We start from the raw sequence: 14989 nt of genomic DNA, 5'->3' as shown, positions 1-14989 counted from the left end.
AACCATTGTCTTGACGACCGCATGGGAGAGCCCGGTAGAAACCTGTGTTTCGATCCGGCGCCGACGGAGCAACCCCCCAGGAAACTCTCAGGCACCAGGAACCGTGTGGTCTTGACACTCTGGAGAGTGATGGCGCGGCGGGTTTATCACCCCGGAGCGGCCATCCGCCGACGGAGAAAGCCGGATGGTAGGGTCACGCGCAGTCGGCGTGTGAGGCCGAAACGGTCAAGCTCTCAGGCACAAGCGACAGAGATGGGGAAATGAACGCCGCGCTGGTCCATCCGGGCTGGCTCACACTCATTTCTTTCATCACGGAGCACAGCTCATGTCGCATTTTGCGGTTATCGGGGCCGGTATCACCGGCATTACCACGGCCTACGCGCTGCTCGAGCGCGGCCATCACGTCACCATCATCGATCGCCAGCCCCTCCCGGCCATGGAAACCTCGTTCGCCAACGGCGGGCAGCTTTCGGCCAGCAATGCCGAGGTCTGGAACTCGGTCGGCACCGTGTTCAAGGGCCTGCGCTGGATGGCCCGGCGCGATGCTCCGCTCCTGTTCAATCCGCGTCCCGGTTGGCACAAGTTTTCGTGGATCGCCGAATTCCTCGGCGCGATCCCGAAGCACGATGCCAACACGATCGAAACCGTCCGGCTCGCTATCGAGGCGCGCAAGTACCTGTTCGACATCGCGGAGCGCGAGGGCATCGCTTTCGACTGCGAGAAGCGCGGCATCCTTCATATCTACCGCAATGCCGAAAGCTTTGCCGCTGCTGAGCGCACCAACCGGCTCGTGCGGGCAGGCGGGCTGGACCGGTTCCAGGTCACGCCCGAAGAAATGCGCCGGATCGATCCCACCGTCACCGGTGACTACTGCGGCGGATATTTCACGCCTTCTGACGCGACCGGCGATATCTGCAAGTTCACCCGCGGCCTTGCCGCCGCGTGCGAGCGCAAGGGGGCGGTCCTGCAACTCGATCGCGCCGTGCAGGCGATCGCCGTGCATGACCGCGGCGTCACCATCCGTACGGCGAGCCTGACCGATGCGCGCATCGAGGATGTGGGCCACTTCGACGGGCTTGTCATCTGCGCCGGTGTCGGCAGTCGGCGGCTTGCCGCAATGGTCGGCGACCGGGTCAACGTCTACCCGGTCAAGGGCTACTCAATTACCGTTATGATGCGGGACGAGGCGAGCCAGCAGGCCGCACCGTGGGTGAGCCTGCTCGACGAGGATGCCAAGATCGTCACCTCGCGGCTCGGCAAGGACCGCTTCCGCGTGGCAGGCACCGCCGAGTTCAACGGCGAGAACCGCGATATCCGTGCGGACCGCATCGCGCCGCTGGTCCAGTGGGTCCGCCAGCTCTTTCCGGGGGTCAGCGTGGGAGAGGTACTGCCCTGGGCGGGCCTGAGGCCGATGCTGCCGGACATGATGCCGCGCGTTGGCGCAGGCCGTCGCTCGCGGGTGTTCTACAACACGGGCCATGGCCACCTTGGCTGGACGCTGAGCGCGGTGACTGCCGAAATGGTCGCATCGAGCATCGACCACGCCCTCAGCGAGGCATCGGCGCTGCGCGTGGCCTGAAACCGCTCCCATACGTCACAGCCACGAGAACGGCCCGGAACCCTGCCAAACCTAAAAGGCAGGGTTGCCGGGCCGTTCTTCCTTGCAAGATCCGCGCGGCGGATCCAGCGCAGGGAGCATTTACCATGCTGGTCAAGCACGTTGCAGGAGAGGATACCAATCCCTGGGGCACCCCGCCGCGCGGGCCGGTGATCACCGCAACCTACCGCCGCGGCGTGCTGCGCGCCAAGGTAGCGCTCAGCGAACTCACCTGTCGTTCGGCGCGCATCGATTCGATGGAGGCTCTGAAGCCAGGCGTGATGGTGTGGATCACGCTGCCGGGCCTTGAGGCGCGGCCCGCTACGGTGGACTGGACAAGCGGCTTCACCGCGTGGCTGCGCTTTGATGCGCCGCTGCATCCGGCCGTGCTCGACGCCATCCTCGACGGGCGCATCGGCTCCGTCCACTGAGCAGCCATGGTGGTGAAGGCGGCGTCTCACCGGCCTCCGCCCCAGGCTGAGTGTCATCGCGTCGATGTGAACGTCGATCTTCAGGAGGATGACTGGCTTTGGGCCCTTGCGATGATCCGTCCGATAGGATCGCGCGAAAGGTTGGCAGGCGTGATGAACCTGCGTCCCTGCGAGCGCAGGCCGTGCGTAACTTCCGTGTCCTCATCGCGATGGTTGGATGGCCGCGTTATCGTTCGCTGCACCTCGGGCACGATGCCGCTCAAGAAATCGGAGCCGATACGCGAGACAGGTGACCTCTTTGCGTGATCGACGGATGCGAGTGCGATGAACTGCTCGTTCTTCGAAGGCTTCCGGTTGTATATGAAACCCGCAACAGGCCAGTGCGTGGTGCCGAGGCCGCCGAGCGGAGCGTACCAGACGCGCACTTCGCTCCAGTCGTTGTTCGGCGAGACATCGACGGCACGAACATTGTCTTCCATCTGACCCCGCCGTCCGTCGATAAGGGACCAGTTCGCATGGCGCAGCAGCACGGTGCGCGAATCGACGATCCTGCTGATTGCGGCGACATGGCCAAGTTGCATTGCACCGTGGGGCCGGAAGGCCATGACCGCACCAACTTTGGGCAGAGTTCCCCGCGCATAACGGCCGGCGGCCTGATCCCACCAGGTATGCGCATCGCCAAAGAGCTGAATGCCCGAAACCTTGCGCGCATAGGGCACACACTGAACGTAAGGCAGTGCGGCCTCCTCGGGGATGCCGCCGCTGGTTTCGAGGATTCGAATCGGGGGTAGGGCGCGGGCGACGCAGGGTCCCGAGGGTGCACCGAGGAGCCAGAGCAAGAGCAGAGCGAGAGCGTAGCGGTTCATGCCGGGAAGTATTGCAAGTCATGGTAAAGCCCGACTTGAAAAGCCCCTCACCAATGGTGCGGAGCGATTGGGTCGGCTCGTCACACCCTCGCGAAGGGCAGTTTCCCCAGGAAAAGCGCCGTCTTGCCCGATGTCCGCATGCAAGCAGGGGGACCAAGAACTCATCCATGATCCACGTTGTCTACTGGAGACTGCTTAGCTTGTTGAGCTGGGTATTAGCGCTCGTTGTCAAATCTTCCATCCATCCATGCAAGGTGCAGTGCCAGTTATGTCGGCCAGTGATTGATGGCGATCGCTGGATATAGCTGCGATCATGGATAATCGGAGGAACGGTTTTCTCCAGCCATTTTGGAAAGCGAGTTTCATAACATCCGCATTGAACATAAACCATCAAAATGGCTGTAAAATGCCTCATTTAACTACCAAAGTGATTGCACATTTATCCAAACCCCGGAAATTTAGCCGTATTAGAACCTTTTTGTTCAAATCATTTTGAAACTAATTGAATAGATTTCCCGTATATTTACAAATTATTAGCTTAATTCGCAAACCTGATATTTTGAGGACGACATCTATAGGCTGTTTCACCACGCACAGAGACCGCATGGTTCTGCTTTGGATCGATCAAATCTGGTCGACATCTCTGAAGCAGAAGAAAATGCTTTAGGGGAAATAGCCATGAAGAAGACCATCATTGCAGCCGCGTTTGTCACTGCGATTTCTGCTGGCCATGCCTACGCCGCCGCCAACAACGCCAGCGCTACGGCAGACGCAAGCTCGACGATCATCCAGCCGGTCACCATTCTCAAGAACAACGATCTGGCCTTCGGCCGCATCGTCAAGCCGGCCAGCGGCTCGGGCAACGTGGAGATCACCAACGCTGCAGACAGCATCGTTGCCTCGAACGGCGCAGTTGCACTCAGCGGCATCGCCACCTCGCGTGCCAAGTTCACCATCAGTGGCGAAGGCGCTCAGAGCGTCAGCATCGTTGTGCCGCCCACGGTCACCATGAGCAATGGCACGAGCACGATCGATGTCGCCCTGTCCGGCGATCTCGGCACGAGCACGGTGCTCTCGGGCGCTCTCGGGGACACCGGCACGGCCGCGCTCAACGTTGGCGGCAGCTTTACGCTTCCGTCCACGACGAAGACGGGCGTCTACACTGGCACCTTCCAGGTTGACGTTGCGTATCAATAAATAAGCCGAAGCGGGAACGAGGGGGGTATCATGAGGTGTTTCGTTGCAGTTCGGAGGTCCGCCTGGGCGTCTGCGCTCGTCATAGCCTCTTCGTTCCCGCTTTGCGCCGTGCATGCGCAAGCGCCGCTTCCAACCAAGGCGGTGCCTGCTGCTCGCAAGGCGCAAACCAGTGCCCCCGCAGCTTGCGCCGCAAGCGGAGATGATTGCCAAGCAAATGGCGCATCTCCGCCCACGGCTCCAATGCTGCGCGGATCCGCTGAATTTCTCGGTGTGTGCGCCATTAACGGCAATGCTCTGGAGCCCAGCCTCAAGCTGCTCTGCAGCAAGGTTTACGGCCCATTGAACGCCTAAGCCTGAAACAGTTGGAATCAACCCATGAACCGCCTTTCCAAACTCATTGCAGCCTCCTTGGGCACACTGCTGTTTTCCACGCAGGCCCATGCCGGCACGGAATCGGCCAGCGCGACCGTCACCAGTTCCGCAACGTTGCTGCGTCCTGTGGCATTGAGCTCTTCGGCCAACCTAGCGTTTGGCCGCATTGTCCTTCCTTCGTCGGGTACCGGTTCGGTCACGATCGGTACGTCTGCCGATACGGTGGCGGCCTCGGGCGGTGCGGTCGCACTTGCCGGCGGAAGCCCGTCGCGCGCCGCGTTCTCGGTAAGCGGTGAGGGTGGTCAGGCAGTGACCGTGACCGTACCTGCCACCGTTACCATGAGCGGGCCATCGTCCAGTACCATGGCCGTCACCCTGACGTCGAGCGTCTCGGGATCCACGAATCTGAGCGGTTCGCTTGGTGCAGCTGGCAGCGCTACCTTCTACGTTGGTGGCTCGTTTGCTCCGACGGCAACGACGACGACCGGTGCATATTCGGGCACATTTACGGTTACCGTTGCCTACCAGTGACCCGGTGCGCCGCCATCAGGCGTGGGGTCGCCTTGGGGCTATCAGCCATGCTCCTTGCGGCATTGCCGCAATCGGCAATGGCTGATCCCGCAAGCGCCTCGGCTACGACCAGTATCGAAGATCCGGTAGGAGCCACTGTCCTCGAGCAACCGCTTCAGTTGCTGACAACGTCGTTCAATCTGCTTGTCGTCAGCCCAAGTCTGGTCGGAAGCAATTTGACCAATTTGTCTTCCTCGCGGGATAATAACCGGAAGAAAAAGCAGGAATTCGCCGGATCTAACCTGCCTCAACAATCGGTATCTGGCTATTACAGCCAGAATGACCGTGAAAATATCAGAAATCCCATCGATTACAGCCAGAGTGACAGTATTTTTGGCCGTCGATTCTCCCTGATTTTACTTCAATTTAACTAAGATTCAGGCACGATTAAGCCATGATGATTTCCATACGAAACTCCTCGCTGGCACTGCGCCGAGCCCGCAAATCCGCCTCGGCCAGCATCGTGCTCTGTTCGCTCCTCGCATCGGCTATCCCGCTGCACGCACAGACTGCGGCTGCCCCACCAGCCGCAATCCCGGTAACGATCGGTTCTCCCGGCGGTGCCAGCATCAACCTGACGCCGCGCCGCGTGATCTTCGATAACAACAAGCGCACCGAAGCGATCTACGTGTTCAACCAGGGCAGCAAGGCCGCGACGGTCGAGGTCTCGCTCATTGATAACGTTATGCTGGCAGATGGCGATATCGTTCCGTTAAGCCAGCTCGCCAACCATGGAAGTGCGGCAGCCGGCGCGGCAGAAGCCCTGCGATCGGCACACGACATGATCCTTGCCACGCCGAGCCGGCTCTTGCTTGAACCGGGCAAGGGCAAGACCATCCGCCTGCGCGCGTCTCTACCCGATGGTGCGACGACGCCCATGGAATTCCGGACGCATCTGACCGTAACGACGCTTCCCGATGCAGACACGGGTCTGACTGCCGACGCCGCCGCCGCCACCGAGCGGGGCGAGCTTTCGATGCGTGTGCAGTCAGTCTTCGGTATCAGCATTCCGCTGATCGTGCGGAGCGGCGACACGTCTGCTGCGGCGAGCGTTAGCGATATCTCGATCGTCCATGGCGGAACGCGCGCTGGTGGCACAGCTCCCAACGCAGCAGTCCTGCAATTCTCGCTCGGTCGAACCGGGACGAGTTCGATCTACGGCAATATCGAAGTCCGGGCAGGAGAAGGCAAAAACGCTGAAATGATCGGCTTTGTCCGCGGTATCAGCGTTTATTCCGAACTCGCCGCCCGCCAGGTTCACGTCAATCTGATGCGCGAACCGCGCAAGGGCGAGTTGCTGACAATCAAATTCACCGATGATGAGGGCCGACCGGGTGGGCCGTCCGCATCAGGGACGTTCCATGCGCCGTGACCCCGCGCTTCCCATTGATCGCCGCCATGCTGCTCATGGCGGTGTTCACTCCGTCAGCAACGCTCTCAGCCGCGAAACCGGCCCAAGTCTCGGCGCAGTCTAATCCCGACCCGGTAAAGGTCGAACTCGCGAGGGTGCAGAATTCGGATCTGCTGCTGTTTGCGGTCGATCTTGATGGCGGGTCACTTACGGATTCGCTTGCGGTTTATGGCGATCCCGGAGACCCACTGATCCCGCTGGGCGAACTTGCGCGCCTGCTCGATCTTGATGTCCAGGTTAGGCCGCAGGAAGGCATAGCAACCGGCCGGATCGGCGAGCGCCAGCGTAGCCTCACGATCGACATTGCGAATGCCCTGGCCCGCACCGACGAGCGCACGATTGCGCTTGCGCCAGACGCGGCGGCGGTTGGTGCAAACGACATTTTCGTGAAACGCGGTGTGATCGAGGCGCTCCTTCCGCTCAAGGTGGCTGTCGATGGCGATGAATCCACGATCAAGCTGACGGCGACGGAAAAGCTGCCGCTGCAGGCACGGCGCGAGCGGGCCGCCCGGCGTCCGGTGAATGATGTCGATGCGCTGGCGCAAGAGGCAACTCTCGCCATTCGCTCCGATTATCGGATGCTCGGTCGACCCGGCTTCGACATCTCCGGAGAACTTGGAAGTGATAACGCCCGTGGCGGCTTCGTGAGCCGGTTCGAGGGGCGGATGTCCCTTGATGTCTTGAACAGCGCTTTTTCGGGCTATCTTGCAACCGATGATCGCGGGAAGCCATCGGCCGCCCGCGCGGTGTTCTCGCGCCGCTCCGAGGAAGGTCGGATGCTGGGCGCCCTTCATGCAACCTTCCTTGGCCTCGGCGACGTCTACACGCCAACAATGCCTCTGGGCCTGCGCAGTCTGGGCGGTCGCGGATTTGCGATCTCGTCTCGCCATCAGGACGATGCCAGCGTGTTCGATCACATCACTTTGCGAGGCGAACTGCCGCTGGGGTATGATGTCGAACTCTACGTTAACGATATCCTGCGCAGCGGGCAGAACACGCCGGTTCAGGGGCGGTACGAATTCATCGACGTGCCGGTGGTGCGCGGTCTCAACGTCATCCGGATCGTCGCCTATGGCCCCCATGGCGAGCGGCAAGAACAGACCCGCGTGATCAGCGTAGGCGGTGGACAGCTCCCAAAAGGTCGCCTCAGTTTCGATGCAGGCGTGGTGCAACAGGACCGGTCTGTGATCGAGTTTCCGACGCAGCAATTACCGGGTGATCTTGCTCGCGGCCGCCTGAGGGGCAATCTCAACCTTGCCTATGGCATCTCGACCAGTCTCACGGCAACCGCTGCCTTCGGGACTTGGTCGACGGTGTCCGGGGAACGGCGCGGCATCGCAGCTTTGGGTCTGCGCACCTCGCTGCTCGGTACCGCTTTGCAGGTCGATACGGCCGCCGATTTCAAGCACGGCAAAGCGGGATCACTGAGCCTTGCCGGCCGCTTCGGTCCGGTCTCGTATTTCCTGCGCGAGAGCGAATACCGCGGCCGCTTCCAGGATGAAAACATCGCCCAGTTCGATCCGTCGCGCGCAATGCGTCGCTACAGTCAGGCCGCGTTGGATTTCTCTGCTCCCATTCCTGGTGGCACGCGCCTGCCGATTTCGTTGCAACTGGATCGCAGTCAGTTTGACGATGGCGGGACGGGCTGGAACGCGCAGGCTCGCTCGGCGCTGCTGGTTGCGGGAACGATCACTGCGCTTGGCGTCCAATACAGCCGTACCGAGCGCGCGGGCGTGACCAACCGGCAAATGAGCATCAATGTCGCCGCTTCGCGGCTGGTCGACTATCACTGGCAGTTGCGCGGTTCGGCGGACTACGATGTCGCGCCCAGAGCAGGCCTGCGCGATCTCGCGCTAACGGCGGATCGCAGCCTGTCCGATCGCTACGCCATGCGACTCGGCGTCGCCAAATCGTTCGGGCAGGTCAAGGATCTCACGCTGCAGGCCGGTGTGGTTGGACACCTGCCTTTCGCCGACATGACCTTGTCGGGTGATTATTCCACCCAGCAGAAGCGCTGGCGGGTTGGTCTCCAGTTCAACATCGGCATGGCGTTCAATCCGTTCCGCCGGCGTTATGGCCTGACTCCACCAGGACCCGCCAACGGCGCAAGCGCGGCGATCGAGGCCTTTGTCGATGAAAACGGAAACGGAATGCGTGACCGCGGGGAGGAGCCCGTGCCCGACATCACCATTGAGAGCGCCGGCAAGCACGCGACCACCGACAGCGCGGGGCACGCCTTCGTGACAGGACTCGGTGACGGGCATAGCGGTCGCCTGCGCGTCGATACCTCGAAGATTGACACCACCTTCTATGCCACGCCGCCGCAGTTCGTGAGTTACAATGCCCGCGCAGGCGATGTGCTGCGCATCCCCTATCCGCTTGTTCCAACATCCGAACTGGTGTTCCGCCTTCAGTTGAGACGCAATGATGGCAAGCTTTCAGGCATCGCGGCCGTCCACGTCTGGCTGGTGTCCGACAAGGGAGAGCGGGTGTTCGGCTCGACTGAATTCGACGGTGCGGTCCTGTTCGAGGCGGTCAAGCCCGGCCGCTACCATCTCGAACTCGATGCCGAGCAAGCCCAGCGCCTGCACATGCGCTTTATCAGGCCGGTCGAGGTTGATGTCACAACCCATGGGCGCGCACTGACAAACCTGGCCGAAATCGAGTTCGAAAGGAAAACCTGACGTGTCGAAGGCGTCTGCGACGATCCTCTTTGCTATCACGCTTGCTTTTGGCCAGGCCTCCTGCCCGCATGCGCAAACCTACTCGGTCAGCGTCTCGCCGGTAGGTAACATTGGTACAGTCGTCTCTGCGGCGACAGGGACGACAACCTTCCGCGTCGATGATAACCTCGGCACCGTAACCACCGTGTCCGGTTCCGCCACGCGAATGACGACTGGCACCATTTCGCCGATGGTAGCCAGCGTTACATGCTCAGGCACCTCCACTCAGTGCAACAAGTTGGTGACGATTTCGATCGCATCGGCTGGCACACCGACCAACCGGGCTGGCGCGCTCACCAACTTTACCGCAACGGCAGGTACGGCCAGCTTCAACACGACCCCATCCGGCACGAATCCGACCACTTTCAAGCTCAATGCGATTGCGCGAAATTCCACCGTGACGTTCTACGTGGGATACGATTTCCCGATAAAGGCGGACGATTCCGGTACCCCGACGGGGACCTCCAGCAGCCAGTTATCCGTCGTCGCCTCGGCAACCGGCGCGACAACGGGCACGGGGAGCGGCACGGCATCGGCCACGGTCCTGCGTTCGATCACGCTCACCAATTCCGCGACGCTATCCTTTGGCCGCCTGGTGCTGCCCGCATCCGGCACTCAGACAGTGGCCTTGAGCCCCGCAGTCCCGTCCGTGAAACTGAGTGGCACCGGTTCTGGCGGCACCGCACTGGCGAGCCCCGCGGCAACACTCGCCAGCTTTTCGGTGGCGGGCGAAGGCGGGCAAAGCTTTACGCTTACGGTTCCCGCCAGTTTCACGCTGAACGGGCCGTCCGGATCGGCCCCCATAACGATCACCACGCTTCCCAGTGCCAGCGGAGCACAGACTTTGAGCGGAACAATCGGATCATCAGGCAGCTTCGGCTTTACGATAGGTGGCAGTTTTCCGATGGCATCGAGCACGCAGGCCGGCGGCTATAGCGGCACCTTCTCAACGACCGTGCAATACAACTGATGCGGCAAAAATTAAGGCGAAGCAAAAAGCGAGCGGCCTTTAGTGCTGCACCCGTTTCCCTCAGCACGCCAACAATGTGCCATTTCCGGGAACCTCGTCCGCTTCATCTGTCGGTCCTTAAAATGGACCGGGTTCTCATCAGGACGGAGGATGATCAGGCGGTCAAGAGACATGCCTAGCGGAAATGGCTCCCTGAGTAGGATTCGAACCTACGACCACTCGATTAACAGTCGAGAGCTCTACCGCTGAGCTATCAGGGACCAGACCCGGTTGCCCGGGGCAGGAGCGCGCTAATAGCAGGCGTTTCGGGTTTGGCAAGCGCCTGATTGCGCAAAAATCCACACCGGAATTCAGGCCAGGAACTGCTCGGCGAAAATCCGCTCGTCGAGGCTCTTGCCCTTGTCGAACAGCAGCGTCAGCCGATGCTCGCGCGCCGCGCTCACCCGCACTTCGCTGACGTCGCGCACTTCCTTCTGGTCGGCCACGACAAGCACCGGGCGCTTCTTCGCCTCGAGCGAGCGGAACAGGATCTCGCAGCTGTCCGGCAGGATCGCCCCGCGCCAGCGCCGCGGACGGAACGGACTGATCGGGGTCAGCGCCAGCATCGCACTGCCGAGCGGCAGGATTGGCCCATTGGCCGACAGGTTGTAGGCCGTCGAGCCCGCCGGGGTCGCCACCAGCACGCCGTCGCACGACAATTCAGGCATGCGCACCTTGCCATTGACAGAGACTTCGAGCTTTGCCGTCTGGCGGGTTTCGCGCAGCAGCGAGACTTCGTTGATCGCCCAGGAGGAATACTGCTTGCCGCTGTGGGTCGTCGCCTCCATCCACAAGGGCGCGACGGCCACGCCGCGCGCCTTGGCAACGCGTTCGGCAATCGGGCGGCTTGCCTTGTGGCGGTTCATGAGGAAGCCGACAGTGCCGAGGTTGAGCCCGTAGGCGGGAATCACCCGGCCCGTATCGAGCATGTGGTGCAAGGTCTGCAGCATGAACCCGTCGCCGCCGAGCACGACGACGATGTCCGCTTCCTCGAGCGGTACCCACTCGTGCGACGCCACAAGGGCGGCTTCGGCTTCCTGCGCGCGGTCGGTAGTAGAGGCGAGCAGCGCAAGCCGAGGGATTTCGGGCATAGGGTAACGCTCTCCTCCGGATGCGGACACGGCGATCCGCGTCCGCTGGGCTCGTGATATGGAGCGACCCAAAGTGGTGCAATGGCAAATGGCACAGCAAGGATGATTTCGCCAAGCCAATCGCCTAAGAGTGCGGCGATGAACGGCACCACGCTCCTTCCCGGCGATGATCGCGATGTCCTGACTGGCCTCCCGGGGCTCGAAGGCGCGGCGCAGTGGCTCGATGGCGCGAGCGAGACAGGCTTCGTCCAGGCCATGATGGTAAGCCTCCAGCGTCTGCCAGCGGTTAACCTTGCCTACGGCATGGCAGGCGGGGACCTGGCGCTGGTCGAGATCGCGCGGCGTGTCCGGGATTTCGTGGCGGATGAGCTCGGGCCGCAGGCCTTCGTGGCACGTGCGGGGGGCGGGGCGTTTCTCGTTGCCAGCCACGCCGCGCTTTCGCGCGAGCGCTGGCAATGGCTTGCCGAAGCCCTGGGGCGCGCGATTGCGCGGCCGCTTGTGCTCGACGGCGAAAAGCTCAGCCTTGCTCCGCGCACTGCGCTGCTGCGCGGAAGGCCGGGCGAAAGCGGTGCGGCGCTGCTGGACCGGCTCGATCAGGTTTCCGGCGATCTGCAGCGCCGCAGCGGGCGCAGGGTCCTCTGGGCGGACGGAAGCCATCCTGCGCGGGGGCGCAGCGCGGCGAGTCTTGAAGGCGATCTGCTTGGCGCGCTGCACCGCGAAGAGATTGCGGTGCTGTTCCAGCCGCAGTTCAGCGTGGCGACCGGCGCGCTGGCAGGCGCAGAGGCGCTGGCGCGGTGGGAGCACCCCGGCTTCGGACGCATCTGTGCCGAGACCTTGTTCGCCGTCGCCGACCGGGGCGATCACGTGGCGCAGCTTTCGCGCCATATCGGCAAGCGCGCGCTGGCGATGGCGGCAGCGTGGCCGGGCCTTGTGCCGCTCAAGCTGTCGCTCAACGTGACCGCCGAGGACTTTGCCGTGGGCGATTTCGCGGCGGCACTGCGTTCGGAAATTGCCGCCAGCGGCTTTGCCCCCGAGCGCCTGACGATCGAGATCACCGAACAGACCCTGATCGCCGATTTCGAAGCCTGCGCGGCCGCGCTGCGCGAACTCGAAGGGATCGGCGTGAAAGTCGCGCTCGATGATTTCGGCACCGGCTTTTCGAATTTCCGCGCCCTGAAGTCGCTCCCGCTCGATGCGCTCAAGCTTGATCGCTCGCTGGTCGTCGATATCGAGAACGATCCGCGGGACCGGGCCATTCTCTCGGCCATGATCGCGATGGCGCGGGCACTGGGGCTCAAGGTCATCGCGGAAGGTGTCGAGAGCGAAGGGCAGCTTGCCATCCTGCGCGAGGAAGGGTGCGACCTGTTCCAGGGCTTTCTGCGCGCGGGTCCGGTCGCCGCAAGCGAGTTTGCAGCACTGGCAGCGGGCTGAGCCGCAGCTTGCGTTTAACCGCGCGCTTAACTAGCCTCCCGTGCCAGCATCCGGCGTCCTGCGCCGGGCAATCGGGATGAGGCAACGGCATGTCGCAAGGTGAGTTCGACTATATCGTGATCGGGGCGGGGAGCGCGGGCGCCGTGCTGGCGGCGCGGCTGTCGGAAGACCCGCACATGCGCGTGCTGCTGCTGGAGGCGGGCGGGCCGAACACCTCGGTGCTGGTGCGCATGCCGGCGGGGGTGGGCACCCTCATCAAGCAGAAGAGCAAGCACAACTGGGGCTTCTGGAGCGAGCCCGAGCCGCACATGGACGGCCGCCGGATGTGGCACCCGCGCGGCAAGGGGCTGGGCGGCTCCTCGGCGATCAACGGCATGGTCTATGTGCGCGGCCATGCCACCGACTACGACCAGTGGCGGCAGCTGGGGCTGGAGGGCTGGTCCTATGCCGATGTGCTGCCCTATTTCCGCAAGGCGGAGGACAACTGCCTGGGCGAGAACGCGTTTCACGGCACCGGCGGGCCGCTGAAGGTCAACTGGGGCGAGCAATCGGCGCATCCGCTTTACCGGAGCTTTCTCGAAGCGGGACAGCAGGCCGGGCATCCCTATACCGAGGACTTCAACGGGGCGAGCCAGGAAGGGTTCGGCCGCTATCAGCTCACCATCAACGACGGGCAGCGCTGGTCCGCGGCGCGGGGATACCTGACGCCGATCATGGGCACGCGGCGCAATCTGGAAGTGGTGACGGGCGCTCGGGTGCACCGGATCGTGATTGCCAACAGGCGGGCAGCTGGGGTGGAGTATTCGCTCAGGCCGGGGAAGGCGGTGCAGACGGCGCAGTCCTCGCGCGAAGTGCTGCTGTGTGCGGGGGCGTTCCAATCGCCGCAGATCCTGCAGCTTTCGGGGATCGGCGATGCTGACAAGCTCAAGGCGGCAGGCGTGGCGCCGGTCCATGCGCTGCCGGGGGTGGGGGCGAACCTGCAGGATCACCTCGACGTCACGCTCAACTGGGCGGCGACGCAGCCGGTGTCGCTCTACCACCAGATCCGGGGCTGGCGGCAATACAAGGTGGGGCTGCACTACCTGCTGACCGGCAAGGGCGGCGGACGGCAGAACGGCCTCGAAGCCGGGGCCTTCCTCAAATCACGGCCCGATCTCGACAGGCCGGACCTGCAACTCCATTTCGTCATCGCGATCATGCAGGAACACGCCAAGGTGCGGGTGGAGCGCGACGGGTTCACCATCCACGTCTGCCAACTCAGGCCCGAAAGCCGGGGCACGGTGGGCCTCAGGAGCCGTGATCCCTATGACGATCCGGCCATCACCGCCAATTTCCTCGCCACCGAGGAAGACCGCCGCGTGGTGCGCGCGGGCATACGGATAGCGCGCGATGTGGCGGCGCAGGAAGCGTTTGCGCCCTATCGCGGCGAGGAGATCTGGCCGGGGGCAGACGTGCAGAGCGACGCCGAGATCGACGCCTGGGTGCGCGCGCGGGGCGAGACGATCTACCACCCCGTCGGCACCGCGAAGATGGGCGTGAGGACCGACCCGATGGCGGTGGTGGACAAGGATTGCAAGGTGATCGGCCTCGAAGGCCTGCGCGTCGTCGATGCCTCGGTGATCCCGCTGCTGGTTGGCGGCAACACCAACGCGCCGACGATCATGATCGCCGAGAAGATCGCCGACGTCATCCGGGGGCGGGCGGCACTGGCCGCCGCCGCATGAGGGAGACCGACATGACCGTGAAAGTGATCAGCATGGAGCCCGATCCGCTGGCGCCTTATGCGATTTCGCCGGGGTGGCAGGTGGGCAGCCTGCTGTTCCTATCAGGGCAGGCCGCGATCAGCCCGGAAGGCGCGATTGTCGGCGTCGGCGATTTTGACGCGCAGCTGGCGCAGACCTTCGCCAATATCGACGCCGTGCTGGCGGCGGGCGGCAGCGACCGCAGCCGCATCGTGAAAGTGACGATCTACCTCACCGACATGGGCAACTTCCCGAAGATCGTGGAAGCGCGGCGGCGTTATTTCACGCCGCCTTGGCCTGCGGACACGATTGTCGAAGTGAAGAGCCTCGCGCTGCCGGAGTTGATGGTGGAGATCGATGTGATTGCGCATGCGGGGTGAGGGGGATCCTCCGCGAAAAGGGGAGTTTACAAGGTGTAGCGATCATGGAAGGGGGGCGACCTGCCGCTGCTTGACGTTACGGGACATTGCGGTGACATTGCGGTGACATTGCGGTGACATTGCGGTGTGACATTGCGGTGTGACATTGCGGTGTGACATTGCGGTGTGA

The 14989-nt window shown here is 62.9% G+C and carries 13 protein-coding genes, 1 tRNA gene and 1 riboswitch; of the genes, 11 read left to right on the top strand and 3 right to left on the bottom strand.

Going from position 1 to position 14989, the window contains the following annotated elements; translation table 11 throughout:
* The first annotated feature begins 12 nt into the window (after positions 1–12).
* Positions 13–114: riboswitch (glycine riboswitch) on the top strand.
* 211 nt (positions 115–325) lie between these two features.
* Complete coding sequence (locus tag IP83_RS01465; protein WP_054120434.1) at positions 326–1579, top strand: D-amino acid dehydrogenase; 1254 nt, start codon at positions 326–328, stop codon at positions 1577–1579.
* Between the two features lie 125 nt (positions 1580–1704).
* Positions 1705–2028, top strand: a complete 324-nt coding sequence (locus tag IP83_RS01460) for a hypothetical protein (RefSeq protein WP_054120433.1) — start codon at positions 1705–1707, stop codon at positions 2026–2028.
* A gap of 80 nt (positions 2029–2108) precedes the next feature.
* On the opposite strand, the gene IP83_RS19420 is transcribed toward IP83_RS01460, so the two are convergent.
* Positions 2109–2894 (bottom strand): CHAP domain-containing protein, encoded by a 786-nt coding sequence (locus IP83_RS19420; RefSeq protein WP_082364407.1) that lies wholly within the window; start codon positions 2892–2894, stop codon positions 2109–2111.
* Between the two features lie 678 nt (positions 2895–3572).
* Here IP83_RS19420 and IP83_RS01450 point away from each other — a divergent pair.
* The 6 genes from IP83_RS01450 (at position 3573) to IP83_RS01430 (ending at position 10137) form a co-directional block, all read left to right on the top strand.
* Positions 3573–4091: a DUF4402 domain-containing protein gene (locus IP83_RS01450; RefSeq protein ID WP_054120432.1), complete on the top strand. Its 519-nt coding sequence runs from the start codon at positions 3573–3575 to the stop codon at positions 4089–4091.
* A gap of 375 nt (positions 4092–4466) precedes the next feature.
* A complete protein-coding gene (locus tag IP83_RS01445; protein ID WP_054120431.1) occupies positions 4467–4994 on the top strand; it encodes a DUF4402 domain-containing protein in 528 nt (175 codons plus the stop codon).
* A 77-nt stretch (positions 4995–5071) separates the two neighbouring features.
* Complete coding sequence (locus IP83_RS19785; protein ID WP_156309526.1) at positions 5072–5407, top strand: hypothetical protein; 336 nt, start codon at positions 5072–5074, stop codon at positions 5405–5407.
* Between the two features lie 20 nt (positions 5408–5427).
* Positions 5428–6405, top strand: coding sequence for a hypothetical protein (locus IP83_RS01440; RefSeq protein ID WP_054120430.1), 978 nt, complete (start codon positions 5428–5430; stop codon positions 6403–6405).
* Positions 6406–6431: 26 nt separating this feature from the next.
* Complete coding sequence (locus IP83_RS01435) at positions 6432–9128, top strand: hypothetical protein (RefSeq protein WP_156309525.1); 2697 nt, start codon at positions 6432–6434, stop codon at positions 9126–9128.
* Between the two features lies 1 nt (position 9129).
* On the top strand, positions 9130–10137 hold the full coding sequence (locus tag IP83_RS01430) for a DUF4402 domain-containing protein (protein ID WP_082364406.1): 1008 nt from the start codon (positions 9130–9132) through the stop codon (positions 10135–10137).
* Positions 10138–10322: 185 nt separating this feature from the next.
* Here IP83_RS01430 and IP83_RS01425 read toward each other — a convergent pair.
* Positions 10323–10397 (bottom strand) — tRNA-Asn (locus IP83_RS01425).
* A gap of 90 nt (positions 10398–10487) precedes the next feature.
* Complete coding sequence (locus tag IP83_RS01420) at positions 10488–11267, bottom strand: NAD kinase (RefSeq protein ID WP_054120427.1); 780 nt, start codon at positions 11265–11267, stop codon at positions 10488–10490.
* Positions 11268–11405: 138 nt separating this feature from the next.
* On the opposite strand from IP83_RS01420, the gene IP83_RS01415 reads away from it, so the two are divergent.
* From IP83_RS01415 to IP83_RS01405, 3 genes are all read left to right on the top strand, one after another.
* Entirely contained in the window at positions 11406–12698 is a 1293-nt protein-coding gene (locus IP83_RS01415; RefSeq protein WP_054120426.1) for a bifunctional diguanylate cyclase/phosphodiesterase, read from the top strand.
* 89 nt (positions 12699–12787) lie between these two features.
* Positions 12788–14422, top strand: coding sequence for a choline dehydrogenase (locus IP83_RS01410; protein WP_054120425.1), 1635 nt, complete (start codon positions 12788–12790; stop codon positions 14420–14422).
* 11 nt (positions 14423–14433) lie between these two features.
* Positions 14434–14820 carry a RidA family protein gene (locus IP83_RS01405; RefSeq protein ID WP_054120445.1) on the top strand — a complete coding sequence of 129 codons (387 nt, stop codon included), beginning with the start codon at positions 14434–14436 and terminating at the stop codon, positions 14818–14820.
* Positions 14821–14989 lie beyond the last annotated feature (169 nt).

The organism is Novosphingobium sp. AAP93 (genome assembly GCF_001296055.1).
Classification (GTDB): domain Bacteria; phylum Pseudomonadota; class Alphaproteobacteria; order Sphingomonadales; family Sphingomonadaceae; genus Novosphingobium.
The sequence above is the reverse complement of the archived record's forward strand: the minus strand, read 5'-3'. Positions and strand labels throughout refer to the sequence as shown.

What these genes read in the sequence shown, in the direction of transcription:
- IP83_RS01420 (WP_054120427.1), bottom strand. Translation starts at nt 11,267, where the DNA reads ATGCCCGAAATCCCTCGGCTTGCGCTGCTCGCCTCTACTACCGACCGC.
- IP83_RS01460 (WP_054120433.1), top strand. Translation starts at nt 1,705, where the DNA reads ATGCTGGTCAAGCACGTTGCAGGAGAGGATACCAATCCCTGGGGCACC.
- IP83_RS01435 (WP_156309525.1), top strand. Translation starts at nt 6,432, where the DNA reads ATGCTGCTCATGGCGGTGTTCACTCCGTCAGCAACGCTCTCAGCCGCG.
- IP83_RS01415 (WP_054120426.1), top strand. Translation starts at nt 11,406, where the DNA reads ATGAACGGCACCACGCTCCTTCCCGGCGATGATCGCGATGTCCTGACT.
- IP83_RS01450 (WP_054120432.1), top strand. Translation starts at nt 3,573, where the DNA reads ATGAAGAAGACCATCATTGCAGCCGCGTTTGTCACTGCGATTTCTGCT.
- IP83_RS01440 (WP_054120430.1), top strand. Translation starts at nt 5,428, where the DNA reads ATGATGATTTCCATACGAAACTCCTCGCTGGCACTGCGCCGAGCCCGC.
- IP83_RS01405 (WP_054120445.1), top strand. Translation starts at nt 14,434, where the DNA reads ATGACCGTGAAAGTGATCAGCATGGAGCCCGATCCGCTGGCGCCTTAT.
- IP83_RS01445 (WP_054120431.1), top strand. Translation starts at nt 4,467, where the DNA reads ATGAACCGCCTTTCCAAACTCATTGCAGCCTCCTTGGGCACACTGCTG.
- IP83_RS01465 (WP_054120434.1), top strand. Translation starts at nt 326, where the DNA reads ATGTCGCATTTTGCGGTTATCGGGGCCGGTATCACCGGCATTACCACG.
- IP83_RS19420 (WP_082364407.1), bottom strand. Translation starts at nt 2,894, where the DNA reads ATGAACCGCTACGCTCTCGCTCTGCTCTTGCTCTGGCTCCTCGGTGCA.
- IP83_RS01410 (WP_054120425.1), top strand. Translation starts at nt 12,788, where the DNA reads ATGTCGCAAGGTGAGTTCGACTATATCGTGATCGGGGCGGGGAGCGCG.
- IP83_RS19785 (WP_156309526.1), top strand. Translation starts at nt 5,072, where the DNA reads ATGGCTGATCCCGCAAGCGCCTCGGCTACGACCAGTATCGAAGATCCG.